At 64.3% G+C, this 24295-nt stretch carries 24 protein-coding genes; 17 read left to right on the top strand and 7 right to left on the bottom strand.

The features are described 5' to 3' along the window. Nucleotides 1-184: 184 nt before the first annotated feature. The 3 genes from gspD to gspF are packed head-to-tail and all read left to right on the top strand — an operon-like array spanning nt 185 to nt 5412. Nucleotides 185-2668 carry a type II secretion system secretin GspD gene (gene gspD / locus KQH60_RS00715; protein ID WP_237574627.1) on the top strand — a complete coding sequence of 828 codons (2484 nt, stop codon included), beginning with the start codon at nt 185-187 and terminating at the stop codon, nt 2666-2668. Between the two features lie 32 nt (nt 2669-2700). Beyond that, nucleotides 2701-4191 (top strand): type II secretion system ATPase GspE, encoded by a 1491-nt coding sequence (gspE, locus tag KQH60_RS00710; RefSeq protein ID WP_237574626.1) that lies wholly within the window; start codon nt 2701-2703, stop codon nt 4189-4191. 12 nt (nt 4192-4203) lie between these two features. Next, nucleotides 4204-5412 carry a type II secretion system inner membrane protein GspF gene (gene gspF, locus KQH60_RS00705; protein WP_237574624.1) on the top strand — a complete coding sequence of 403 codons (1209 nt, stop codon included), beginning with the start codon at nt 4204-4206 and terminating at the stop codon, nt 5410-5412. Between the two features lie 45 nt (nt 5413-5457). Here gspF and KQH60_RS00700 read toward each other — a convergent pair whose 3' ends face one another. After that, nucleotides 5458-5889 (bottom strand): general secretion pathway protein GspC, encoded by a 432-nt coding sequence (locus KQH60_RS00700; RefSeq protein WP_237574623.1) that lies wholly within the window; start codon nt 5887-5889, stop codon nt 5458-5460. A gap of 248 nt (nt 5890-6137) precedes the next feature. Between KQH60_RS00700 and gspG the strand changes: the two genes are divergently transcribed. The 9 genes from gspG (at nt 6138) to KQH60_RS00655 (ending at nt 13877) form a co-directional block, all read left to right on the top strand. After that, entirely contained in the window at nt 6138-6602 is a 465-nt protein-coding gene (gene gspG / locus KQH60_RS00695; RefSeq protein ID WP_237574622.1) for a type II secretion system major pseudopilin GspG, read from the top strand. A 22-nt stretch (nt 6603-6624) separates the two neighbouring features. Beyond that, nucleotides 6625-7161 (top strand): GspH/FimT family pseudopilin, encoded by a 537-nt coding sequence (locus KQH60_RS00690; protein ID WP_237574621.1) that lies wholly within the window; start codon nt 6625-6627, stop codon nt 7159-7161. Next, nucleotides 7133-7543, top strand: coding sequence for a type II secretion system minor pseudopilin GspI (gene gspI / locus KQH60_RS00685; protein WP_237574619.1), 411 nt, complete (start codon nt 7133-7135; stop codon nt 7541-7543). The genes KQH60_RS00690 and gspI overlap by 29 nt, the downstream gene beginning before the upstream one ends. Beyond that, nucleotides 7521-8180, top strand: a complete 660-nt coding sequence (locus KQH60_RS00680) for a type II secretion system protein J (protein WP_237574617.1) — start codon at nt 7521-7523, stop codon at nt 8178-8180. The genes gspI and KQH60_RS00680 overlap by 23 nt, the downstream gene beginning before the upstream one ends. A gap of 56 nt (nt 8181-8236) precedes the next feature. After that, on the top strand, nt 8237-9310 hold the full coding sequence (gene gspK / locus KQH60_RS00675) for a type II secretion system minor pseudopilin GspK (RefSeq protein WP_237574616.1): 1074 nt from the start codon (nt 8237-8239) through the stop codon (nt 9308-9310). Nucleotides 9311-9377: 67 nt separating this feature from the next. Continuing rightward, complete coding sequence (gene gspL, locus KQH60_RS00670; protein WP_237574615.1) at nt 9378-10802, top strand: type II secretion system protein GspL; 1425 nt, start codon at nt 9378-9380, stop codon at nt 10800-10802. Next, nucleotides 10778-11308, top strand: a complete 531-nt coding sequence (gspM, locus tag KQH60_RS00665) for a type II secretion system protein GspM (RefSeq protein ID WP_237574613.1) — start codon at nt 10778-10780, stop codon at nt 11306-11308. Before gspL ends, gspM begins: the two co-directional genes overlap by 25 nt. Nucleotides 11309-11324: 16 nt before the next feature. Then, on the top strand, nt 11325-12104 hold the full coding sequence (locus KQH60_RS00660) for a type II secretion system protein N (protein ID WP_237574611.1): 780 nt from the start codon (nt 11325-11327) through the stop codon (nt 12102-12104). A 228-nt stretch (nt 12105-12332) separates the two neighbouring features. Then, nucleotides 12333-13877, top strand: coding sequence for an efflux transporter outer membrane subunit (locus tag KQH60_RS00655; RefSeq protein ID WP_237574610.1), 1545 nt, complete (start codon nt 12333-12335; stop codon nt 13875-13877). Between the two features lie 118 nt (nt 13878-13995). Here KQH60_RS00655 and KQH60_RS00650 read toward each other — a convergent pair whose 3' ends face one another. Further along, complete coding sequence (locus KQH60_RS00650; RefSeq protein ID WP_237574609.1) at nt 13996-14361, bottom strand: hypothetical protein; 366 nt, start codon at nt 14359-14361, stop codon at nt 13996-13998. A 201-nt stretch (nt 14362-14562) separates the two neighbouring features. Between KQH60_RS00650 and KQH60_RS00645 the strand changes: the two genes are divergently transcribed. Then, the gene (locus KQH60_RS00645; protein ID WP_237574607.1) at nt 14563-15327 is read left to right on the top strand and encodes a phytanoyl-CoA dioxygenase family protein; all 765 of its coding nucleotides are present in this window, start codon (nt 14563-14565) and stop codon (nt 15325-15327) included. Between the two features lie 76 nt (nt 15328-15403). On the opposite strand, the gene KQH60_RS00640 is transcribed toward KQH60_RS00645, so the two are convergent. Together KQH60_RS00640 and KQH60_RS00635 are read right to left on the bottom strand one after the other, a co-directional pair. Next, nucleotides 15404-15607 (bottom strand): DUF3185 family protein, encoded by a 204-nt coding sequence (locus KQH60_RS00640; protein WP_237574606.1) that lies wholly within the window; start codon nt 15605-15607, stop codon nt 15404-15406. A 223-nt stretch (nt 15608-15830) separates the two neighbouring features. Further along, nucleotides 15831-17240, bottom strand: coding sequence for an MATE family efflux transporter (locus tag KQH60_RS00635; RefSeq protein WP_237574605.1), 1410 nt, complete (start codon nt 17238-17240; stop codon nt 15831-15833). A gap of 446 nt (nt 17241-17686) precedes the next feature. Here KQH60_RS00635 and ada point away from each other — a divergent pair, with 446 nt between their 5' ends. After that, a complete protein-coding gene (gene ada / locus KQH60_RS00630) occupies nt 17687-18814 on the top strand; it encodes a bifunctional DNA-binding transcriptional regulator/O6-methylguanine-DNA methyltransferase Ada (protein WP_237574604.1) in 1128 nt (375 codons plus the stop codon). Next, the gene (locus tag KQH60_RS00625; protein ID WP_237574602.1) at nt 18807-19019 is read left to right on the top strand and encodes an AlkA N-terminal domain-containing protein; all 213 of its coding nucleotides are present in this window, start codon (nt 18807-18809) and stop codon (nt 19017-19019) included. Before ada ends, KQH60_RS00625 begins: the two co-directional genes overlap by 8 nt. Here KQH60_RS00625 and gshA read toward each other — a convergent pair. The 3 genes from gshA to KQH60_RS00610 all read right to left on the bottom strand — a co-directional run bounded on the left by gshA (nt 19009) and on the right by KQH60_RS00610 (nt 22608). Next, nucleotides 19009-20625 (bottom strand): glutamate--cysteine ligase, encoded by a 1617-nt coding sequence (gshA, locus tag KQH60_RS00620; RefSeq protein WP_237574600.1) that lies wholly within the window; start codon nt 20623-20625, stop codon nt 19009-19011. The genes KQH60_RS00625 and gshA overlap by 11 nt on opposite strands. A gap of 142 nt (nt 20626-20767) precedes the next feature. Further along, nucleotides 20768-22396, bottom strand: a complete 1629-nt coding sequence (locus KQH60_RS00615; RefSeq protein WP_237574599.1) for an ATP-binding domain-containing protein — start codon at nt 22394-22396, stop codon at nt 20768-20770. Nucleotides 22397-22449: 53 nt separating this feature from the next. Beyond that, entirely contained in the window at nt 22450-22608 is a 159-nt protein-coding gene (locus KQH60_RS00610; protein ID WP_237574598.1) for a hypothetical protein, read from the bottom strand. Nucleotides 22609-22790: 182 nt separating this feature from the next. Here KQH60_RS00610 and KQH60_RS00605 point away from each other — a divergent pair, with 182 nt between their 5' ends. Together KQH60_RS00605 and KQH60_RS00600 are read left to right on the top strand one after the other, a co-directional pair. Continuing rightward, nucleotides 22791-23795 carry a sodium:calcium antiporter gene (locus tag KQH60_RS00605; RefSeq protein ID WP_237574596.1) on the top strand — a complete coding sequence of 335 codons (1005 nt, stop codon included), beginning with the start codon at nt 22791-22793 and terminating at the stop codon, nt 23793-23795. A 47-nt stretch (nt 23796-23842) separates the two neighbouring features. After that, complete coding sequence (locus KQH60_RS00600; protein ID WP_237574594.1) at nt 23843-24295, top strand: copper chaperone PCu(A)C; 453 nt, start codon at nt 23843-23845, stop codon at nt 24293-24295.

Genomic DNA, 24295 nt, shown 5'->3' with positions numbered 1-24295 from the left:
CGCTTAAGGATAGTTTTTTGTCCGAATTCAATGAATGATCGCTCTTGTGATAGTTCAAACATAAAAAGCTGTTAATGTTGCAGTTTTGGCACCGCGCACGGCATCTTTTGCGGTGTCACCCCAAGCTGCTTGCATAATTGATCGGCCTGAGCACTGCCCGGCCGGCGCCAAACATCACTATCCAATGACACAGAATCGTTTTCCTGCGCGGCGCATGGCGCGTTCGCTGCTGGTCGCGGGTCTGATCGCCGCCGTGCTCGGGGCGTCGCCCGCTCGTGCGCAGGTCACCTTGAATTTTGTCGATGCCGAGATTGATCAGGTCGCCAAGGCAATCGGCGCGGCGACCAACAAGACGATCATTGTCGACCCCCGCGTCAAGGGGCAACTGAATCTCGTTTCCGAGCAGCCGGTGCCGCAGGATCAGGCACTCAAGACGTTGCAGTCCGCGTTGCGGATGCAGGGTTTCGCCCTGGTGCAGGACCACGGTGTGCTGAAGGTCGTGCCGGAGGCCGATGCGAAGCTGCAAGGCGTGCCGACTTATATCGGCAACACGACGCCGGCCCGCGGCGACCAAGTGGTCACACAGGTGTTCCAGTTGCGCAATGAGTCAGCGAACAACCTGCTGCCGGTGCTGCGGCCATTGATCTCGCCAAATAACCAAATTGCCGCCTATCCGTCGAACAATACGCTGGTAGTGACCGATTACGCGGACAACGTGCGCCGTATCGGTCAGATCATCCGAGGCGTGGACATGTCGGCCGGGGCACAGGTGCAGATTGTGCCGTTGAAGAACGCCAGCGCAATCGATGTCGCGCAACAACTGGGCAAGCTGCTCGACCCGGGTGCTATCGGCGGCACCGATGCAACGCTGCGAGTGAGCGTGAACGCTGATCCACGGACCAATTCAGTGCTGCTGCGCGCGGTGAGCCCGTCAAGGCTGGCGGCGGCGAAATCGTTGATTGCGACGCTGGACGCGCCGACGATGCAACCGGGCAATATCCACGTGGTGCCGCTGCGCAACGCCGAAGCGGTACGCATGGCTAAGACGCTGCGCGGCATGCTTGGACAGGGCAGTCGCGGGGCAACGGGCTCGGAATTGCAAGACAGCGGCGGCAAATCTGATTCGTTCGGCGGCGGTCTTGGCAGCTCCACCGGCGTCTCTGGGCTGCCACCGCTGCCGTCGGGCTCGTCCAGGTCCAGTGCCATGAGCAGTAACCCGTTGTCGGGCAGTGGCGGCGCCGGCGGATTCGGCTCCGGACAGTCAAGGGACCAGCGCTTCGGCAACAAGGAAAGTAGCAACGACGACAATGCGCAGGGCGGCATCGTGCAGGCCGACCCGGCCACTAATTCGCTCATCATCACCGCGCCAGAGCCGTTGTACCGGAACATCCGCAATGTGATCGATCAGCTTGACCAGCGCCGGGCGCAGGTCTACATCGAAGCGGTGATCGTGGACATGAACGCGACCTCTGGTGCCAACCTCGGTATCCAATGGCAGGGCGCGCTACTGTCGAACAACGGCAACAATGGGTTGTATGGCGGCTCGAACTTCAATGCAAACGGCAGCCAGGGCATCGTCGGCTTGAGCGCCACCGGTGCCATCGTCGCGCAGGACCCGGCCACCGCGGCTGCACAGATTGGCCCGAACAACCTGCTCAACAACGGCCTGAACATCGGCTTGTTACACCGCTTTGGCAAGATCTTCGGCCTGGGCGGCCTGTTGCAGGCGCTGGCCACGAGCAGCGATACCAACATCCTGTCCACGCCTAACCTGATCACGCTGGACAATGAAGAAGCGCGGATCGTGGTCGGCCAAAACGTGCCGGTGGTGACCGGTTCGTACGCGACGCCGACCGCCAATACGACGACCTCGGTCTCCGCGTTCAACACGTTCGATCGCCAGGACGTGGGGATCACGCTGCATATCAAGCCGCAGATCAGCGAGGGCGGCGTACTCAAGCTGCAAATCTACCAGGAGGATTCCGCTGTGCAACAAGGCACGCAGTCCAACCCTGGTGGTGTGTCGATCACCAAGCGCTCGATCCAGTCCACCGTGCTTGCGGACGACGGCGAGATCATCGTGCTCGGTGGCTTGATCCAGGACAACTACGCGAACGGCAATTCGAAGGTGCCATGGCTGGGCAATATCCCGGTGCTCGGCAGTCTGTTCCGCAGCGAATCGAAGACGCGCACGAAATCGAACCTGATGGTGTTCCTGCGTCCGGTGATCGTGCGCGACCAGGCCACCAGTAGCCAGCTGGCGCTGGACCGCTACGAGTATTTGCGTGCCGAGCAGGCTGCATACCAATCGGATAACCGGATTGTCAAGGACCGCGAAACGCCGTTGCTGCCGCCCGCGCCGCTAGGGCCGAGCGAGGGCGGCGGGCCTGCGGCGAACAACGTGTTCGACCTGCGCTCGACATATAGTCGAGGCGGGTCGTACCATGGCAATGGAGCTGATGCACGCGGCAACGGCGCTGCGGCGGCGAGCGCGCCGCCGTCTGTTGGCGCCGCACCCGATGTGTCTGATGCACCCGGGGTGTCCGAGGCAGCCGAGGTGTCCAACGCACCTGGCGTGTCTGTTGGCAATGCCGCTGCACCTGTGGGCGCGTCGCCTGTGCCAGCGTCGCCGGCCGATTCCATGGTGGCGCCCGGACAGCATCCGTGACGCCTGCCCTTTCTGTACAGACGGGTCTGTCGATGCGTACCGTGACTGCTTCGAACGAAACTGTTGCTGACCGCGAGCCGCCGTCGCCGTTGGCCGCGCGGCTGCTGCCTTACGCGTTCGCGCGCAGCGGCCAGATCCTGATCGCGCACCAGCACGCCAGTGGACTGGATGTGTGGATCAGCGAGCGCACTAGTGCCGCGGCGCTGGCCGAGGTGGCACGCAACTTCGGTGCGCTGACGCTGACCCGCTTGCCGTCAGACGAGTTGACGCAGGCGATCAACAGCGCGTACGCGCGGCAGGACGGCAGCGCCGCGCAAGTGGTCGGCGAGGTCGAGGGCGAAGTCGACTTGTCCAGGTTGATGCAGGACATTCCAGAGGTCGAGGATCTGCTCGAGTCCGAGGACGATGCGCCGATTATTCGGATGATCAATGCGCTGCTCACGCAGGCTGCCCGCGAAGGCGCGTCGGATATCCACATCGAGCCGTTTGAGAACACGTCAGTCGTGCGCTTTCGCGTGGACGGCACGTTGCGCGACGTGGTGCGGCCCAAAAAGGCGCTGCATGGTGCGCTGATCTCGCGCATCAAGATCATGGCGCAACTGGACATCGCCGAAAAGCGCCTACCGCAGGACGGACGCATCACGTTGCGCGTCGGCGGGCGTCCGGTCGATGTCCGGGTATCGACGTTGCCCACCGGTCATGGCGAACGCGCGGTGCTGCGGCTGCTCGAAAAGGACGCGCAGCGATTGAACTTGGAGCGGCTGGGAATGGGCCCCGATACGCTTGCGCAGTTTGACAAGCTGATTGGACGCCCGCACGGCATCGTGCTGGTGACCGGTCCGACCGGTTCGGGCAAGACCACGACGTTGTACGCGGCGCTGTCGCGGCTGGAGACCGAGACGTCGAACATCATGACGGTCGAGGATCCGATTGAGTACGATTTGTCCGGCATTGGGCAGACGCAGGTCAACGATCGCATCGGGATGAATTTTGCCCGCGCGCTGCGCTCCATCTTGCGGCAGGACCCGGACATCATCATGATTGGTGAAATCCGGGATCTGGAGACGGCGCAGATTGCGGTGCAGGCGTCGCTGACCGGGCACCTGGTGCTGGCCACGTTGCACACCAACGATGCAGCATCCGCGGTGACGCGGCTCACCGACATGGGTGTGGAGCCCTATCTGCTCGCGTCGAGCCTGCTGGGCGTGCTTGCGCAACGTTTGGTGCGCCAGTTGTGTCCGGTATGCAAGCGACAGAGCGTCGAGGATGGCCGCGTGCAGTGGCATCCGGTCGGTTGCGACAAATGTGGCCACTCGGGTTATACCGGCCGCCGTGGCGTCTATGAATTGTTGGTGATTGATGACGCGATCCGCACGTTGATTCACCGCAATGCATCGGATGCCGAACTGCTCCAGCGCGCACGCGCGAGCGGCATGCGTACATTGCGCGAGGATGCGCAGCGCTGGCTCGACACCGGCGTGACCTCGCTCGAGGAAGTGCTGCGCGTGACCGGCGGCGAATAATACGGACTGCCTATGCCCGCTTTCCGATTCGAGGCGATCGACGCCACAGGCAAGTCGCAACGCGGCGTAGTCGAGGCCGACAGCGCGCGCGCCGCGCGTGCCCAGTTGCGCACGCAAAGGTTGACGCCGCTACTGGTCGAGGCCGCTGGCAGCGGCGAGCGCAGCCAGCGGCTGGTATTCGGTCGCAAGCTGTCGCAGCGCGAGCAGGCACTGTTTACGCGGCAGCTGGCCAGCCTGTTGATCGCCGGGCTGCCGTTGGACGAAGCGCTCGGTGTGCTAACGGACCAAGCCGAGCGCGAGTACATCCGCGAGTTAATTGCCGCCATCCGTGCCGAAGTGCTCGGCGGTCAGTCTCTGGCCGGCGCGCTGGCGCAGCATCCGCGCGATTTCCCGGATATCTATCGTGCACTGGTGTCGGCCGGTGAGCATACCGGCAAGCTCGGGCTCGTGCTGTCCCGGCTGGCCGACTATATCGAGCAGCGCAACGCGCTGCGCTCGAAGATCCAACTCGCCTTCACGTACCCTGCCATTGTCACGCTGGTGGCGTTCGTCATTGTGACGTTCCTGCTCAGCTACGTGGTGCCGCAAGTGGTCAGCGTGTTCGCAAGCACGAAACAGCAATTGCCATGGCTAACGGTGATGATGATGTCGCTGTCCTCGTTCGTGCGGCACGGCTGGTGGGCGATCCTGTTGACCGTAGGGGTCACGGTCTGGCTCGTGCGTCGCATCCTGCAGCAAAGCGGGCCGCGCCTGGCGTTCGATCGCTGGCTGCTCGGCGCGCCGCTCGCCGGCAAGCTGGTACGCGGCTACAACACGGTGCGCTTCGCGTCAACGCTCGGAATCCTGACCGCTGCCGGCGTGCCAATCCTGCGCGCGCTTCAGGCCGCCGGGGAAACATTGAACAACCGTGCCATGCGCTCGCTGGTAGACCAGGCGATCGTGCGCGTGCGCGAGGGAACCTCGCTGTCACGCGCGTTGGGTAATACGCGCACCTTTCCGCCGGTGCTGGTGCATTTGATTCGCTCCGGCGAGGCGACGGGTGACGTGACGTCGATGCTCGACCGCGCATCGGAAGGCGAGGCGCTGGAACTGGAGCGGCGCACGATGTTCCTGACCAGCTTGCTGGAACCGCTGTTGATCCTCGCGATGGGCGGGGTGGTGTTGGTGATCGTGCTGGCGGTGATGCTGCCGATCATCGAGTTGAACAACATGGTGGGCTGAGCGTCGCGGCGGTGGTCGCCGCGCCCGTGATTCAGCGCCTGCGGTTCAGCGCACGTAGATCGTTGGTTGGCCTGGTGCGTTGGGCGGCAGAAAGATTTCCGAGCGTCTGCCATTGCGTTCGACAACGATCGAGCGCTGTCGCACGGCGATGAGCTTCACACCCCGCGCGATCGGGCTGTTCAGCGATATCGCGCGGGCTGGATCGGTGCCGTACGACACGATGGCGGCCGCGCCGTCGGCCAGCGCGAGGATGCCGGATAGGTGGATGTCGGCCGCGCGCGTGTCGCCGGCGTGTGAACCGAACAGGGTCTGAGCTGCGTCGATGGTGACCGGCAGGCGGCCCGGCGCGGCGGCCGGAAGCGGCGCGGTGTCGCGGGAGCCGAGCGTGACGACCCAGTAAGTGACGGTCGCGCACAGCACGGCGAACAAGGCGAGCGATGCAAGCCGCACCGCAAGGCGTTGAGTCAGGAAGTTCATGATAGATATTGTACGGGCTTATATGACATTGAGGAGCGTGCATGACGCGCCGGAGCGCAGCAAACGGTATGGCGAGTCCGTGCGTCATGGCGCCACGGGGGAGGGCGAAACGGCGGCCGCGCGGATTGGCCGTCCAGGCAGCGGCTTAAAATGGTCGCGGCACGAGGCCGGTCGATGAACGCTGATGCACCGGCGCGTCGCGTTAACTTTTTTCCAGTCAATTCAAGTAACCGAGTAACGAGGTAGGAATGCAATACGCAAGACCAACGATTCGCCGCCAGGCCGGCACGCCGGCGCGCCGCCAGCGTGGATTCACGCTGATTGAGATCATGGTCGTGATCGCGATTCTTGGGATCTTGGCCGCCCTGGTGGTGCCCAAGATCATGAGTCGTCCCGACCAGGCACGCCGCGTGGCGGCGGGCCAGGACATCCATACGATCATGGATGCGCTGAAGCTGTACCGGCTCGACAACGGCCGGTATCCGACACAGGAGCAAGGTTTGCGTGCGTTGATCCAGAAGCCGTCGACGGATCCGGTGCCAAACAATTGGAAGGAAGGGGGCTACCTCGAGAAGCTGCCGAATGATCCTTGGGGTAACCCGTACCAGTACCTGAACCCGGGCGTGCACGGCGAAATCGACGTGTTCAGCTATGGCGCCGATGGTAAGCCGGGCGGCGAGGGCAACGACGCCGACATCGGCTCGTGGCAGTAATGCGCGAGCCGGCGCGCAATAGATGGCCCGTGTGATGGGCGTGGCGATGATCGCCCGTGGCGCCGCGGCGCGCGATGCCGGCCGCGTGCAGCCGCGCCGAGGTATGCGCGCGATGGCCGGCTTCACGCTGCTGGAAATGCTAGTGGTGCTGGTGATTGCGGGCCTCCTGGTATCGATGGCGACGCTGACGATGACACGCAATCCGCGCACGGATCTGAATGAGCAGGCGCAACGTCTGGCGTTGCTGTTCGAGTCGGCCGGCGACGAGGCGCAGGTGCGTTCCCAGCCGATTGCCTGGGTGCCGGTGGCGCACGGCTATCGCTTCGAGGCACGCACCGCGGATGGCTGGCGTGCGCTGCGTGACGACCTGCTCGCGCCGCGTCGCTGGGATACGGAAGTGACCGGGGTGGCGATACAGTATCCAGGATCGGACGAGACGGCCAGCCGGATTGTGTTCGGGGTGGAGAGCATCGACATGCCGGTGCAGGTCACCCTTTATTCGGCGATCGGCCAGGTCAGCATCGTTGGCAATGGCAATGGCCGCTTCGAGGTACGTTGAAATGAGGCGCGGCACACGCGGGTTCACGATGATCGAGGTGCTGATCGCGTTGGCGATCATCGCGATCGCGCTTGCCGCATCGTTGCGTGCGGTCGGCGTGCTGGCCGTCAATAGCAGCGAGTTGGACAAGCGCATGTATGCGGGCTGGAGTGCGGACAACGAACTGGCCAGGCTGCATTTGATGAAGGCGTGGCCCGATATCGGCTCGCGCACGTTCGACTGCTCACAGGGCAATCTCACGTTGAATTGCACGCGGCGGGTATCGGCCACCCCCAATCCGATCTTCCGGCGCGTCGAGGTGTTTGTCGCCACTCCGGGGCAGTCGGGCTACTTGGTGCAAATGGTTACGGTCATCGCCAATGAAACAGGCCGCTCGCTTTGACCAGCAGCGTGGCTTCACGCTGATCGAACTGCTGGTCGCGATCGCGATCCTAGCGGTGATCGCCGTGCTGTCGTGGCGCGGGCTGGATTCGATCACGCGCAGTCGCGAGGCGATCAGCCGCTCGATGGAGGATGAGCGCGTCCTGGCGCAGCTGTTCGATCAGCTGCGCGCAGACGCTCGACAGGCGGCCACCGATGACCAGGCGGGCGCCGCGGCGGTGGCAATCGGCAATGGCGAGTTGCGCATCGTGCGCCTGCTCTTCGCCCAGGACAGCGCGCCGCGGCTGCAAGTGGTGCGTTACCGACTCGACAATGGGCAAATCATCCGTCTCGCGTCGCCGCCGATCGCCACGCAGGGACAATTGCGCAGTGCGCTGCGCGGCAGCTCCGAGGGCTGGAGCAAGGTGTCACTGATTGGCGGTGTCGGCGCGATGCGCATGCGTCTGTTCGTGCCGCAAGTCGGCTGGACCCATTCCATGGCCGACGTCGATGCGACCATCGCAAAGCGCATGAATAACCTGAAGATACCGGGCTTGAACGCCGCGCCGCTGCTGCGCGCGGCCACGGGGCTGGAGGTGACGCTGCGCGCACAGCAGGTCGGCGCGCCGCTCACGCGCGTCCTGTTAATCGGGGAATGACGATGCGCGCCCATCGCCGTCCAAACCTTCTACATTGTGCTCGACCGCCACGGCGCATGCGCGCCGAGCGCGGCGCCGCGATCATCACGGCGCTGTTCGTGGTCACACTCGCGGCCATTCTGGTCTCCGGGATGCTGTGGCGGCAGCAGGTGCAGATCCGACGGATCGAGAACCAGCGGCTACTGGCTCAGGCGCGCTGGATTTCGCGCGGCGCGACCGATTGGACGCGGCTGATTCTGCGCAGCGAGGGCGACACCTCGCCGGGCTTCACCTACCTGGGTGGTATTTGGGGTGTGCCCATTGCACGCACACGTCTGTCTGACTTCCTTGGCCAGATCGGCGAGGTACGTGCCGAGGAAGGGGCCGCAACGTACCTGTCCGGTTCGATCGAGGACGCGCAGGCACGATTTAACTTGCGCAACCTGGCCACCATTACACGCCCCGGCGTGATCGCGGTCGACCCGAACCAACTGCTGGCGTTCCAGCGACTGCTGTCGTTGCTGGGGTTGGATGGACAATTGGCCGGTCGTGTCGCCAGTGCGATGCGCGACAGCTTGGCGGGTTCCGCGACGCGCTTTCAGATGAATGCACAGGCGCCGCTTGGGGCGAGTGGCGTGCCCGCTCAACAGGCAGCGGCTGGCTCGGCGATTGGCGGCGAGTTGACTGACAAGCCGGGACTCGAAGGCGGCGACGATGCGTCCGCGCGCCGGCCGATCCAGATGGTCGATGCAACCGCGCTGCTGGATGTGGCCGGTTTCACGCCGGAGATGGCCGCGCGCCTTAAGCCGTTTGTGAGCGTGCTGCCAACCCGCACGATGCTCAACATGAATACCGCCAGCGCCGAAGTGATCGCCGCCACCATACCGGGTATGTCGATCGGTGCGGCGCAAGCGCTGGTGGCGCGCCGCAGCACAGTGTTCTTTCGCAATATGGGCGACGTGCAGCTCGCGTTACAAGCGGCTGGCATCCCCGAGGTGAAGAAGAACCTAAACACAATCGGCGTCGACACGCACTACTTCATCGTGCATGGCACAGTCCAGCATGAGCGCGCCGAATTGATCCGTACGACTTTGATATACCGCGACGCGTTGACCAAGACCACGCGCGTCGTCAGTGTGAGGGACGAGTGATGCGCCAGCCCTGCGTCGCGGTTCCTTGCCCTGCCATTCAACCCCGTCATCGAACGAGGACTGCTTCTTGACCACGCTGATCGTCCAACTGCCGCCGCGTGACCCGGCGGTGCCGTCGCAGGAATGGCAACTGCCGGATCTGCCGTTCCTGCTGCTCGACAAGCAAGGCCGGACTCAACGCGCTGGCCGCGCGTCGCTGGCGTTGCTGCCGCGCGCCACGCGTACCGTGCTGATGCTGGCCGCGCGCGACTTGCTGATGCTGGCCGCGACCATTCCGCCGCTCAAGGGCCCGCGCTTGCGCCAGGCATTGCCCAATGTCATCGAGGACCACCTGATCCAGGATGCGCAGACCTGCCACATCGCGCTCGATCCGGCCGGGCCGATCGATGGCAAGCGCGTGATTGCCGTGATCGACCGCGGCTGGTTCCGCTTCATCTGTGATGCGTTTCGCAGCGCCGGCCACACATCGCTGCGTGCGGTGCCGGTCACGCGATGTCTGCCGCAACCGGGCGCCGTGCAGCACGGACTGGACAAAGTTGACTCGCAGGCTGCCGCCGGCGCGGCACTGCCCCGGGTCGCGGCCGGCGACGACGCAGGCCCGTCCAATATTGAGGCGGGTGACGAGCCCAGCGCTCCCGCGCATTTGCCGATCGTCGCCGCGATTCTCGGCAATGTCGTGCGCACGGAGCCGGCCGCGCTACTCGGCGAACCGGGCGAGCTGGCTGGCGTGTTCGGGCCGCATTGTGAACTGGCGCTGGCGCGCGGTGCGCTTGGCGAGGGGTTTGCGGTGCCGGTCAATGCGCTGGAGCCCACGCTTGCCGCTCTGGCCGCCGATGCGCCGGTTACCCTTTACCGGCTCACTGAGGTGCCGGGCAGTGAGCCGCACGCCAGCCGTGGCGGCAATGACGCGGCGGCGCCGACCACGCATGTCGAGGCCCTGCCGCTGACGTTCGAGACGCTGGCACACAACGCGCTGGCGCAAGAGTTTGACCTATGCCAGTTCGAGTTCGCGCCGCAATTGTGGAACCTGTCCGGCGCCACGCTCGCGCGCTGGCGCTTGCCGATCGCGCTCGCGCTCGCGTCGATTGTTGTCGCGGTGATTGGCGTGAACGTGCAATGGCTGATGCTGGCGCGGCAGCGTGATGCAATCAATGCGCAGATGACCGAGTTGTTGCTCAGCGCCTTTCCGAAAACCACGGTTGTACTCGATCCGGCTGATCAGATGACGCGGCAACTGGATCAGTTGCGGCTGGCTGCCGGCGAGCCGGCGCCGGACGATTTCCTGTCTCTGGCCGATGCGCTTGCCCGCTCGCTGGGGCCCGTGCCGTCCAATACGATCGCACAGTTGGACTATCGCAACCGCTCGCTGGAGGTGACATTCAAGCCGTCGGTCGCCGTCGACGACGGACTGACGCAGCGCCTGGCTCGCCATGGCGTAACCGGCGAGATGGACACCAGCACCGGCAAATGGACAATCAGGAGTGCGCGATGAAAGGGAAAAGCGCCGTGGCGACGGCTCTGGACGATTTTTGGGGTGAGCGTGCGCCGCGCGAGAAGAAGCTGATCACGATTGGCGGCACCGTGCTGGCCCTAGTCGTGCTGTATTGGTTGGTGTTGGATCCCGCGCTGAGTGGCCGCGCAACGCTGCGCGCTGACTTGCCCGCGATGCAGCGTCGCCTGGCGCAGATGACGGCCGATGCGAGCGAGGCCCGCCTACTCGCTGCGCGGGCGCAGGGTAGCACGCCCACCGGCAATGCGCTTAAGGAGGCGTTGGCCGCGTCGCTCGCGCAACGTGGACTGGTGGCGACGCAGTTGAACGTGGCAGGCCCCAACGTCCAACTTCAATTGAAGAACGCGCAGTTTGGCAGTTGGCTTGCGTGGCTGGACGACGTGCGTCGGCAGTTCAAGGTCAAGGCTTCGCAGGCGCATGTCAGTGCATTGAAGGACGACGGCCAAGTGGACGTCACCGCGACGCTGCAGCCGGCTAATAGGAAGTGATCCGACGGGACCCACGATGATTTTTCTCTGGCGCCGAATTGCGCGCGCGCTGCCTTGGATCGTCGCGGGCGGCCTGGCGGCGCTCATCACACTGTTATGCATCGCGCCCGCCGCGTGGATCACGCCACAGTTCGGGCGGGCCACTGGCGGGTATGTGAACCTGGTGGACCCGGCTGGCTCGCTGTGGCATGGGTCGGCCACACTGCTGCTGGCCCCCGGCAGCGAGCGCGCCAATTCGACGCTGCTGCCCGGCCGGGTTGAATGGCACACCGCCTTTTGGCCGCTGTTCGGCGGCCGCTTGCACATGACGCTGCAGCATACCGAAGCGATGCCTCAGCCGGTCACGCTGGACGCGTCGCGCAGCCAGGCCGTGCTCGGCGCCGGTTCGCTGGTGTTACCCGCCACGTTGCTTGCGGGTCTGGGCGCACCGTTCAATACGCTGGATTTGCAAGGCGACGTGCGGTTGTCCTGGACTGACCTGCGCGTGCTCAATCAGCAGGCGTATGGACAGCTCACCGTGCTGCTGACCGACATGGCCTCGCGCGTGTCGCCGGTCCGGCCACTTGGCAGCTATCGGGTCACGCTGCTTGGGCAAGGCCCGGCGGCGACGCTGCAACTGGCGACGCTGAGCGGCCCGCTGCAACTGGACGGCGCCGGGCAGTGGCGGCAAGGGCGTTTCGCGTTCAAGGGCACGGCCCGTTCGACGAGCGAGGCCCGTGGCAGCCTAACCGGGCTGTTGAACCTGCTGGGTCGCCGTATCGATGACACGACCTACGCGATTACCTTTGCGCGCTGAAACCGCGCGTTGAACATCCCGTTATTCGCGTTGCCGGGCGGGGCGATCGGCGTGCTGGCGGTGTCGTGGCTCGATCATCACCTGCATCCGCAGCGCGCCTGAGCCGTAAACGCCTGTAACGTAGGTGGCCACGCAGACAACGCGCTGGCGTATCGGGCGGTTTATGCTTCGCATTGTGCGGCAGACCGTTCCACGGGCCGAGCGCCGCGTCCGGTTACAGGAATTTCAATGCATTTGGACTTTTGCAATTTTCCGGCGGTGCAACGCGGCGCCGCCGTGCCGCGCCGCGTCCCTGTTCTGCGCTGCGCGCTGGCGTTTGCCTTACTGCTCACCGGCTGCGCGGTAGGTTCCAACTACACGCGTCCGAACATCGTGGTGCCGTCGAGTTTCAAGGAGGCCGCGCCCGGCTGGAAAGTGGCGCAACCCGCCGATCAGCAGGACCGTGGCAATTGGTGGGCCCTTTATCGCGATACGCAACTGGACGCGTTGATGGGCCGGCTCAATGCCGCAAACCAGACCGTTGCGCAGTTCGCCGCGGCTTACCGGCAGGCGCGCGCGCTGACCGACGAGGCGCGCGCAAGCGGGTTCCCGACACTCAGCGGGTCGGCTTCCGGCAGCCGTGTCGGGTCGGGCAGCGCGTCGCGCGGCACGACGACAAGCGCGGTGGCGACCGGCGGCTCGCGCATATCGAACAGTTTTAGCACGCCGCTGGATGCATCATGGGAGGCGGACCTGTGGGGTGGGATTGCCCGCGCGGTGGCGTCGCAGAAGGCAGCGCAGCAGGCGGCTGCGGCCGATCTTGCCAATGCGCGGCTGTCCGCGCAGGCGACATTGGCGCAGAATTATTACCTGCTGCGCACGTCGGACGCGCAACAAAAGGTGCTTGACGAGACTGTGGCCGCGTATCAGCGCACGCTCGAATTGACCCAAAACCGATACAGGCAAGGCATCGTGCCGCGCTCGGACGTGATCTACGCGCAAACACAGTTGCAGTCGGCGCAATCCGCCGCGCTTGGCAACGGTATCGCCCGGGCACGATATGAACACGCGATCGCCGTGCTGGTCGGCGAGCCCGCCTCGACATTCTCGCTGCCGCCCGCGCCGCTTGACGTGACCCCCCCGGCGATCCCGGTATCGGTGCCCAGTGCGCTGCTCGAGCGCCGCCCGGATGTTGCGTCCGCCGAGCGCAAGGCTGCCGCGGCCAACGAGCAGATCGGCGTGGCGATGGCCGCGTTCTTCCCGTCGCTGACGTTGTCGGCGCAAGGGGGATCCTCCAGTTCGATGCTGGCGCAGTTGCTGCGGGCGCCGTCGCGGTTCTGGTTACTCGGCCCGGAGTTGGCCGTGACAATCTTCGATGGAGGTTTGCGCAGCGCGAAAGTTGACGCGGCGCGTGCCGCCTACGACGAGCAGGTCGCGGTGTACCGGCAGACCGTGCTGGCGGCACTCCAGGATGTCGAGGACAACCTGACCTCGTTGCGAATCTTGGAGCAGCAGATCGCGCTGCAACAAGCTAGCGTCGATTCGGCCCAGCAGGCGTTGGACATCGTGCTCAACCAATACAAGGCTGGCACTGCCGCGTACTTGTCGGTGCTCACCGCACAGGCGAGCCTGCTGTCCGCGCGGCAGACATTGCAGTCGCTGGCTGGCCAGCGCATGACCGCGTCGGTTGGACTGATCAAGGCGCTCGGCGGTGACTGGGACGTTGCGCGACTCGATACCGAAGCCGGGTCGGTGGCGCCGCTGACCGCCGCTTCCGAGGCCTTGGGCAGCTGATGTCGGCACGGCTCGACGGGCGGCGCGCCGTGGCCATGATGCAGGTAGGCATCGCCGCGGGCATCGTGTATGTGTCACGCGCCGCCGGCGTGGCGCCGGTGTCCGAGGCTGACATTGCTCAGCGGCCGCCGAAATACGGCGACCAGGGGCCGCACGGGGGGGCATGGCGGCGCGGCGCGCGCACCAGACGAAGGCGGGGCGCTTGGCGCGGATGGCGCAGCGCCCGCGCCGGCGCGACGCGCATTGAGCGGCCCAACGAGGCACGCCAGATGCTGTGCAGACGCAGATGGACGAGCGAGTGCACCCACGCGCGTACGTTGCCGCTCCAACGCTGCGCGATATCACGCGACAAACGCGCAGCCAGCGCGCGTGTGCGTGCGACGTGGTGACGCAGCGAGCGCGCGGCGCGCCGTTGGGCGATACGCGTGATGTGAGCGGCATGCCAGACAGTGACGGACATGCGTTTAGACAAACGGGCTGACATGATCATTGACTCGAGATTGGAAGCGCCGCAGCGCTAGTTTGCAGTGTTAACGGATTCAGCGTACACCCGAAATAGCTTACCCGACAGTGACACGGACCACGCTGCCGCGTGTGAGTTCAGCGGGTAAAAACAGGGTTGGAAGCATGCGACGTGTACTGCACGTAAAATCAACGCAATCAAAGTCATTGAACCGGATATGCGATGGCGGAGCATTTCTCAAAGAGAGGGCAGGTCGAGTTGCTGAGGCAGCACGGTTTTGTCGTCGTGCCCGGGTTGTTGCCGGCCGAGCGTTGCGAGGCGATCAAGCAGGCGGCGCGTGCCGAGCTGGCGCAGCCACAGGGGCCGGTCGAATTCGAGGCGGATTTGCGCTATCCCGGCGCACCGCAGTCGCACGCTGCGCCCGGCGGCCATACGGTACGCCGTTTGCTCGACGCATACGCGCGCAATGCACTGTATCAACAGTGGGCCACGTCAACGGAAATACGCGGCTGGATGGAATTGTATTTTGGCGAGCAGGTGGCGCTTTCGCGCGCGCATCACAATTGCATGATGACCAAGCACCCGACATACGGCAGTCTGACGGGCTGGCATCGCGACGTCCGGTACTGGGCATTCAAGCGCGAGGACCTCGTATCAGTGTGGCTCGCGCTCGGTACGGAGACCGTGGAGAACGGCGCGCTGTGGTTCGTGCCCGGCTCGCACGCGGTGGATTTTGCCTCGGAGCATTTTGACGAAGCGAAGTTCTTCCGCGCGGACGTGCCCGAGAATGCAGCGCTGATCAGCACGGCGGTTTCCCCGGCGCTGAACCCGGGCGACGTGGTGTTCTTTCACTGCAACACGTTACATTCAGCGGGCAAGAACCTGACTGACAACGTCAAGTTCTCGCTGGTCTTTACCTACCATGGCGTCAGTAACACCCCGGTGCCGGGCACGCGCTCGGCGGCCAAGCCGGAAGTACCACTGTAAGCGATGGCGGGCAGTGCGCACGCGTGGCATCTGGACTGGGTGTGCCACGCGTGCTCACGCGCCGGTCCCGCGTGCGTTAGCGCCGCGACCCGAGCGCAAGTCCGATGATGCCGGCAACCAATGCCACCGCACCGGCGGCGAGCAGCGTGATGGTACGGTCGGTTGGCATGCCGGTGAACAGGCGCGATATGTCATTGCTGAACGAGTGCAGTGATGTGCCGCCGAAATACAACAGCACGATACCGCCAACAATCAGCGCGATCGATACAGCGTTGCCCATGAAAGTGTCCTCCGTCGTTGTGCGATGCTCGTCGAGCATGACCGGATTATCGCCGACGCACCGTGCGCCGCGGTGCATTGGATTGTTTGATTGCGCATAGCACGAGAACTTTTCGTATAAGCTATCAAGCCGCTGTACAACGTTATTCGTCCGACATGCAACTGAGGCCATGCGGTCGCAGCGGCAAAGGCGGCATCAGCCTATGGGAAAAGCTGTCGACCGATCAGGCCTTTTGATTCGACGCGGCGCCGGGCGGTCCTGTCAATTGCGCGTCGATACGTGGCAACACGCGCGCCAGCGTGATACCGCGCGCCGCCATGAACAGTAGCAGTGACGCCCATAGCCCATCGTTGCCAAACGGGCCGGACAGTGTCACCGAGCCCAGCATGAACACGGCGAGCGATATTGCCATAGCCCACATGAGGTCCCGCGTGCGCGTGGCGCCGATGAACACGCCATCAAATAGGAACCCCCAGACGGAGATGACCGGCAGTGCCGCGGCCCACGGCAGAAAGCGCACGGCCGTATCGCGGACCGCATGCTGATCGGTCAGGCAGCCGATGATCCATTCGCCGCCGCTCGCGTAGACTAGCGAAAAAACCAGTGCGCCGAGTCCGCCCCACACCATTGTGGTCCGCACGGCCTGACGGAAGGCATCGCGTTGGCGTGCGCCGATGGCGGTCCCGACCAGCACCTCGGCGGCATGAGCGAATCCGTCGAGTGCATAGGCCATGAAGGTCTGGAAGTTCAGCAACAGTGCGTTGGCCGCCAGCACCAGGTCGCCCTGCGCTGCGCCGGCGTGCGCAAACCAGCCGAAACATGTCAGCAGGCACAGCGTACGCACGAAGAGATCGCGATTGAGCGCAACCAATCGCCGCAGCGCGTCGGTATTTAAAAGCGTGGCCCAGCGCAATGGCGGCAGCGCGCGCGGTCGCTGTCGCCACAGCAGATACGCGCCCAGCGCGAAGCCGCATGCGTCGGCTGTCGCGGTAGCCGCGCCGATACCGGCGATGCTCCAGTCGAAAACATAGACGTACAGCAGTACCGCCGCCACATTGACGGCATTAATGAACAGTTGAATGAACAACGCGACGCGCACGTGCTGGCAGCCCAGCAGAAAACCCAGTATCACATAGTTGCACAGTGCCAATGGGGCGGCCCAGATCCGCGCGTGGCTATAGTCGCTCGCGTACTGCTGCAGCGCATCGCTGCCGCCGATGAGGCGCAACGCGGCACCGATCAATGGCGTGCGCGACGCGAGCACGGCTAGGCCGATCACGATCGCCAGTGCCAACGCGCGCAGCAGCGTCGCGCGCAACGCGGCGGGGTCGCATGCGCCGAATGCCTGCGCCGTGAGCCCGGTGGTGCCCATGCGAAGAAAGCCGAAGCCCCAGAAAACGAAATTGAAGAACAGGCCGCCCGCGGCGACCGCCCCCAGATACGCCGGGTCCGGTAGGTGGCCCGCGACGGCCGTGTCCACCGCGCTGAGGATCGGCTGGGTCAGGTTTGCCAGGATGATCGGTACCGCCAGCGCGAGCACGCGGCGATGCCACCGGGCGGCGCTGACCGGCGTATTGGACAGGGACGCGGGCAGCGACTGACATGGCGGTAAGCGGTCGTTGGATTCGTTCATGGACAGCGCCATGTTGGGCAAAGCCCCATCGTTACGATGGGGAAGGACTTGGAACGACGGATTCGCGTACTGTGCGTGGCAGCGACATAAAAAAAGCCCACTCGTCGAGTGGGCTGAATCCATATCAGGAGGAGACATGGAGGAGACGGTTCCCACTATACTGATTCGGGTGCTGCAATGCAACATCTTGGCGTGGAAATTTTAGAGTAAGTCTTCTATCAATCGGCGATTGATCTGTTCGACCAGGCGCTTTATTCCTACCGAATGACAGCGCAAGATACGTGTCGCCCGTGTACGGCGGCATCGATAAAGTGGATGACATGCCATCCATACCAGGGTCCATCATGAATGATCGAGCCACTTTGCCCGTCCACCCGGCAGATCGGGCCGGTTCATCGCGCGCGCGCGCGCCCGCGTCGCCGCCGAAGAGGTATCATTCGAGCGTCATGACGCACGATACAGTCAGTCAACCCAGCGGCGCGCCGAGCGATTACGTGAGCGATGATGCCCGTTGGGATGCGGTGCGCACACACGATTCGTGCGCCGATGGGTATTTCTTCTTTGCGGTTCGCACGACTGGCGTGTTCTGTCGGCCGTCGTGCAAGTCACGTTCGCCGCGGCGTGAAAACGTGCGCTTTTTCGAATCTGCCGACGCGGCCATCGCAGCGGGCTTCCGCGCGTGCAAGCGCTGCCAGCCGCTGCACGCGCCCCGTGAGGTTGAATTAGTCGCACGGGCCTGTTCGGTGCTGGCCGAACGGATCGACGAGCGTGTCACGCTGGCACAACTCGGCGACGCGGTCTACACGAGTCCCTACCATCTACAGCGCGTCTTCAGTCGCGTAATGGGTACCTCGCCGCGCCAATACCATGCGAATTTGCGCGCTGAGCGGCTGCGCGAAACGCTGCGCTCGGCCAGCAGCGTGACCGATGCGGCATTGGACGCGGGCTTCGAATCTGCGTCGCCGCTGCGCCATGCTGCACGAGAGCATTTGGGCATGACCCCGTCGGCATACCGCAAATATGGCGCCGGCATGACGATCGTCTATGCGGTTGCCTCGACCCGGCTGGGCCCGGTACTCATCGCGGCCACCGGGCGCGGCCTGTGCAAGGTGGCGTTCGGTGACGACGAAGCCTCCCTGCTACACGCATTGCATGAAGAGTTTCGTAACGCGAAGCGGGTTTGCGACCCTGAATGCCTCGCGCATTACGTCGAGTGTATCGACGCCTACTTGGACGGACGCGCCGATCCGACGGACTTGCCGTTCGATGGGGTGGCGACTGCGTTCCAGCGCCGCGTCTGGGACGCGCTGCGCCGTATTCCGTACGGACAGACGCGCAGCTATACCGAGGTCGCGGCCGAACTTGGCGTGCCGAACGCGGTGCGGGCGGTCGCCGCCGCATGTGCCGCGAATCCGGTGGCATTGGTCATTCCTTGTCATCGCGTGGTCCAGAAAAGCGGTGCGTTGGCCGGCTACCGGTGGGGGCTGCAACGCAAGGCGGCGTTGCTCGACGCGGAACGGCGCGATGGTGCTGTCCGTGCTGCAACGCCCGGCTCGGAACCTATCGATGCGTAACGCGTTCACCACGTCGATCGCTTATCGGCCGCTATACGACTGGCATCGCATGGCGGGCTTGTTTGCCGCGCAAGCGACGCCTGGCGTTGAGTTCGTCGATGCGCAGGTCTACCGGCGCGGTGTCGAGATCGATGGTGCGCTGGGCACGTTTGAAGTGACGCACGATGCACCCAGTGATGCGCTGGCGGTGTGTATCAGATGCTGATCCGGTTCAGCGTATACGCGCGGTAGGCCGCGACGAACTGATCGAAGTGGCTGGCTTCGGTGCGCTCGATCTCGGCTTGTTGCTGCAGCGAGCGTGCCGCCAGGGCCGCGTAATGGGCATGCAACTCGCGCGGCAGCGGCCGGGCACGCATCGCTGCGGCGTGCTGCGCGCTGTACTCGAGCGCGAAGCGGACGAACGAGCGCCCGGTCGTGCGCATGTCTTCCAATACACGTGCCGAAGGGGTCAGCGCGAAGTCCTCGACCTTCGCGCGTTGCGCGGCCAGCGCGTCGCCATATCGGCTGCCGCCTTCCTGTGCGTCGAGCAACGCCGCGGCCGGCCCGATCCGCTCGAGCAACTCGAGGGCCCAGTCCCGCAAGGGCATGGGGCGGCCACCGCGAGACAATTCAAGTCCCGGCTGCCGCCCCTGCGTTACCACGCGGGCGAAGTTGTTGCCCGCTTCGGTGCACTCCGCCTCGTGGAGCAACGGACTCGCGTCTAGCGCGCAAAACAACAGATACGCTTCGACAAAACGCGCAGTGGTGGCCGAGATCCCGGTGGCCTCGAATGGATCGATGTCCAACAGGCGCACCTCGATGTATTGCACGCCGCGTGACGCGAGCGCGTGCAGCGGCCGTTCGCCCGGTTGCGTGACGCGCTTCGGACGGATTGTCGAGTAGAACTCGTTTTCGATCTGCAGCACGTTGGTGTTGATCTGCACCCACTCGCCGTCGCGCTGGGTGCCAAACCGCGCATACGGCGCGTAGGGCTGGCTGACCGCGTTCGCCATATTGTGTAGATAACCGTCCAGGCTGTTGTAGTCCGCGCGCAATGCAGCCTGCGCGGACGTGTTCTGATAGCCCAGGTCACTCATGCGCAGACTGGTCGCGTACGGCAGGAACAGCGTATCGGCATCGAACGTATCCAGCGCATGCGTGCGTCCGCCCACAAAGCTGTGCGACAACGCTGGCGACGCGCCGAACAGCAACATCAGCAGCCAACTGCTGCGGCGGAAGTTGCGGATCAGCGCAAGGTAGGCATCCGATTGGTACTGGAGCGGCGAGCCCTCAACCTGCTCATGTTGTTGCAGCAGGTGCCAAATGTCCTCGTGCAACGAAAAGTTGTAGTGAATGCCGGCGATGCATTGCATCGCCCTGCCATAGCGCAGCGCCAGCCCGCGCCGATAAACATGCTTGAGCCGGCCAATATTCGACGTGCCGTATTGCGCGATTGGGATCTGCTCCTCGGGCGGCAGCACGCAGGGCATCGACGCGTTCCACAGCAACTCGTCGCCAATCGATTCGTAGACGTAGCGATGCAGCGTATCGAGCTGCTCCAGTATCGCATCGGCGGCGTGCCCGGCCGGCGTGATGATCTCGAGCAACGCCTCCGAATAATCGGTCGTCAGCTGCTCGTGCATGAGCGCCGAACCCAATGCGGCCGGATGCGGCGTGGGCGCCAGCGTGCCATCGCGCTGAATCCGCAGGCTCTCCTTCTCGACGCCGCGCAGACCCTGCGCCAGCAACGGGCGATGCGCGGGCTGCGCCAATAACGCCAGGCGTTGAGCGTACGCATCCGTCGTCGGGAGGGCGGGCGTGTTCTTGAGCATTATTCGTATGGTGTGCTGGAGGCCGGTCTGCCACGGCGGATGGATTCACGAGTAGCGGGCACTTTAACACGTGCTGCGAAGCATTGCTGACGCCATGCAAGATAAGGCTGAGCAGGCAGTCAGGGGACCTCAGGGAGCTCGTTCAGTGGTGCGGCAGCCGCGCCGCGGCGCGGGCGGACATCACGACGATCAGCTTCATCGTGGCGCGGGTTGCCCCGACAAAAAGCTTGCGGGCGGCCCGCTCGTCGAATGCATCGAAATCCACCTCGGTTAGGATCACACAGGGCGCGGCCTGGCCCTTAAAGCGGTGGATCGATTCGTACAGTACGTCGCCGTCGCGGTACTCGGGGTTGCCGAACAGATCGTAGCGACCGGTGAAGCTGCGCAGCCGGTGCGGCCCGAGCTGTTCCAGTGCGGCAAAGCGTGATTTTTCACGGCCGCGGAACGACAGCAGCGCGATATCTTGCTTGCGAAAACCCAGCGACAACGCCTGAGTGATGGCCCGCTTGGTCGGCTCAAGTGGATCATCGCCGGCATAGGTCGACACGGAAACGTCTGAACCACCGAATGGGCTGCCGCTTTCGACGGTGAACGACGGGCCGATGACCTCGCGCAGGTAGTCAAAGATCTCGCGTGGGCTACGATAGTTGACGCAGGCATTGAGCGTGACCCAACCCGGCAACGGAACCGGTTCGCGCATATATAAATTCTGCATCGGGTCCTCCAGCCACCACCATGCGCCGTTCGGTGCCAGCAGCCGTTGCAGCGCGGCGACCCAATGCGCACGAAAGTCCTGTCCCTCGTCGACGATCATCACATCAAAGCGCCACGCATCACTGGGCGGCACGTCGGCAAAGCGTGCATCGAGCCAGCCGAAGACATCCGGTGCTGCAAAGTCCGGCTTCTGCCCGCTGTCGCGCACGACCCAGTCGCACAACTGGTGGTAGGTCGCGACCTTCGCGCCCGGCGGCGCGACGCGCGCGATGTGGTCCGCCAGTGGACGGTTGAAGCAGACGTACAGTGCGCGCCGGCCCTGTGCGAGCGCATCCTTCATCACCTGGATCGCCAATTGCGTCTTGCCTGAGCCCGCCGTGCCGGTCACGCGTAGCCTGAACGGCTCGAACGATAGGCGCCGTGCCCATTCGGCCAGGCCGCCGGAGAGCCGCGTGACCAGCGTGTCCGCCTGCCCGACCAGCGCGCTTGCGTCTGGCGTGAGCGCAAGGTGATCGGACAGGAAATGATGCAGCTTGGCAGCACAGTCGAATGGGGCCTCGTTGGGCGGCAACGCGTGCTGGATGGCCGCGGCGAGTTGGTCCTTGCGCGTTGCGTCGACGATGCGCTCTGGGGCGACGCCGGCAATGCCCGGGTCGCGTACGATGTAGTCCGGGCAATACAGCAGCGCCTCGATGCAATAGGTGCCGGCGCCGAACGCCGCGGTGAAGCGCCGATGCAGGCCTTCGATCGTACGGGCCAACTGAACCGCGACATTACGTTCCTTTTGCAGGTAGACCTTGACCAGGCCCGTAGGCGTCTCGCGCAAGAATCCCGACTTTTGCTCGATCACCATCAAGCGCCCCGACGGGCCCACCACGACGAAGTCCGCTTCGCCGAATACCGAGAAGCCTTGGTTCACGCGGGTCCAATGCACGCCGTGATAGACCGTGTAGTCGCCTGGCAGTTGTTCGGCCAGCATGGTCAACGTCTCGCGCTCGCGGGCTGCGGCGCCTGTTGCGTCCAAGTGTTTCCAGTCGTCAGGAATGATGCGCGCCATGTTCAGCAGTGTCTCGAATAAGGGCTAGCGGATACGCGGTGCTGCATAGCATTCTATGCGAGCCGCCGCGTGTCGGTTAGAATGCGCAGGTCTTTGGGGAGTAGCCTTTCCTGCGTTGCTGCGTTGCTGCGTTGCTGCGTTGCCGGGTGGCCGCGCCGCATGAGTTCGATGCCGGCACGCCAGGAAGATCGCGCCAACAGTCTCTGGCTCATGCCGTGGCGCGCTCGACCCACCCGGGTTTGGCCAGACCATCGACGCCGCGCCTCGTCCCGGTCGGACCGTCGCGCCGCGTCATGGTTCATCTGTCCGACCGTGGAGATATCGTGCAACATCCCCGTTCCCCGTACCCCACTGCCCGTTTAGCCATGTCGTCCGTTGCGGCGGGAGAGTGCGCATGACTTGGCTCGTGTTCGAACTCGTGCTGATGCTCGCGGTGATTCTGGTTGCCGCCGAATTGTTCACGAACGCGCTGGAACACCTGGGCGAGCGGATGAAGCTATCTGAGGGCGTGACCGGCTCATTGTTCGCAGCGGTCGGCACCGCACTGCCCGAGACGTCGATTCCGCTGATTGCCATTTTGTCGGGACGCGGCGAGCGGCTCAACGAGGAGATCGGCGTAGGCGCGATCCTAGGTGCGCCGCTGATGCTCGCGACGCTGTCCACCTGTCTGATGACCGTTGCGGTACTGCGCCAGCGCGGGCTCTGCGGACGAATACGGCCGGAGGTCGGCGGCATTAACCGCGATCTCGACTATTTCTTGTTTGCGTTTGCGTTATCGGCCGCCGCGATGTACGTGCCGCATTCGAACGTGTTTGTGCGGGCATTGCTGAGCGTCGCGCTCGTGTGTGTATATCTGCGTTACGTGTATGCGACGTTGCGTGCATCGCACGCGTTGGTGGCTGGCGGGCACGGTACCGAGGCGCCGGGCGTGATGCATCTGTCGCGCTTCGGTGTCCCGACCCGGCTCGTGACGATCTGGCTGCAGCTGGCCCTCGCGCTGGCCTTGCTGGTTGGCGGCGCGAAGGGATTCATCCATGGCGTGGATGGCGTCTCCCAGTTGTTGGGTGTGTCGCCGCTGTTGCTGTCACTGCTGATTATCCCGATCGCCACGGAGTTGCCGGAGAAGGTCAACAGCATCTTGTGGGTGCGCCGCGGCAAGGACACGCTTGCATTCGGGAACATCACCGGCGCGATGGTGTTCCAAGGCACGCTGCTGCCGGCGCTGGGTATCATGCTCACGCCATGGGAGCCGCGCATTGAGGTGCTGACCGGCATCGTGATCACACTGGCCGCGGCAGCGTGGTGCCGCGCGCTGTCGCGCGGTCGCGGCCTGCCGGTCTGGGCGCTGCTGTTCAACGGCGTGCTCTACGTGGTCTATCTGATCGTGACGTTGGCATAATGCTGCAGTGCTGTTCGATTTTTCGCCGTTCAATTCCGGAGGTAGGGATGCAGGTCAAGACTTTAATAGGCGCCGCTGCGGCGCTATTTGCCATGTTGAGCGCCGCCGCGCAGGCCTCTGGACTGGCAGGGGTGCAGGTGAGCGGTTGTTGGGTGCGGACGATGCCGGCGACCCTGCCGTCGTCCGCCTATTTCACGATAAAGAACGACGCAGACAAGCCGGTCTCGCTTAAGGGCGTCGATGCGCCGGCCTTCGGAATGGTCATGATGCATCAGACGCAGAGCAACGGCAGTACGTCACGGATGGTCCATGTCGATGCGCTCGACGTGCCAGCCCACAGCACGTTGCAGTTTGCCCCGGGTGGTTATCACGTGATGCTCGAACAGCCCCAGCACGCGCTGAAAGTCGGCACGACGATCCCGTTGACGCTCAATTTCGGTGCCGCCGGCAAGCTGGACGTGCAATGCGAGCTTCGGCCCGCCTCGGCGCCGGCGCATTGA

Source organism: Mycetohabitans sp. B8, from assembly GCF_021991875.1.
GTDB lineage: Bacteria > Pseudomonadota > Gammaproteobacteria > Burkholderiales > Burkholderiaceae > Mycetohabitans.
This window is presented reverse-complemented; position numbering and strand designations above follow the sequence as displayed.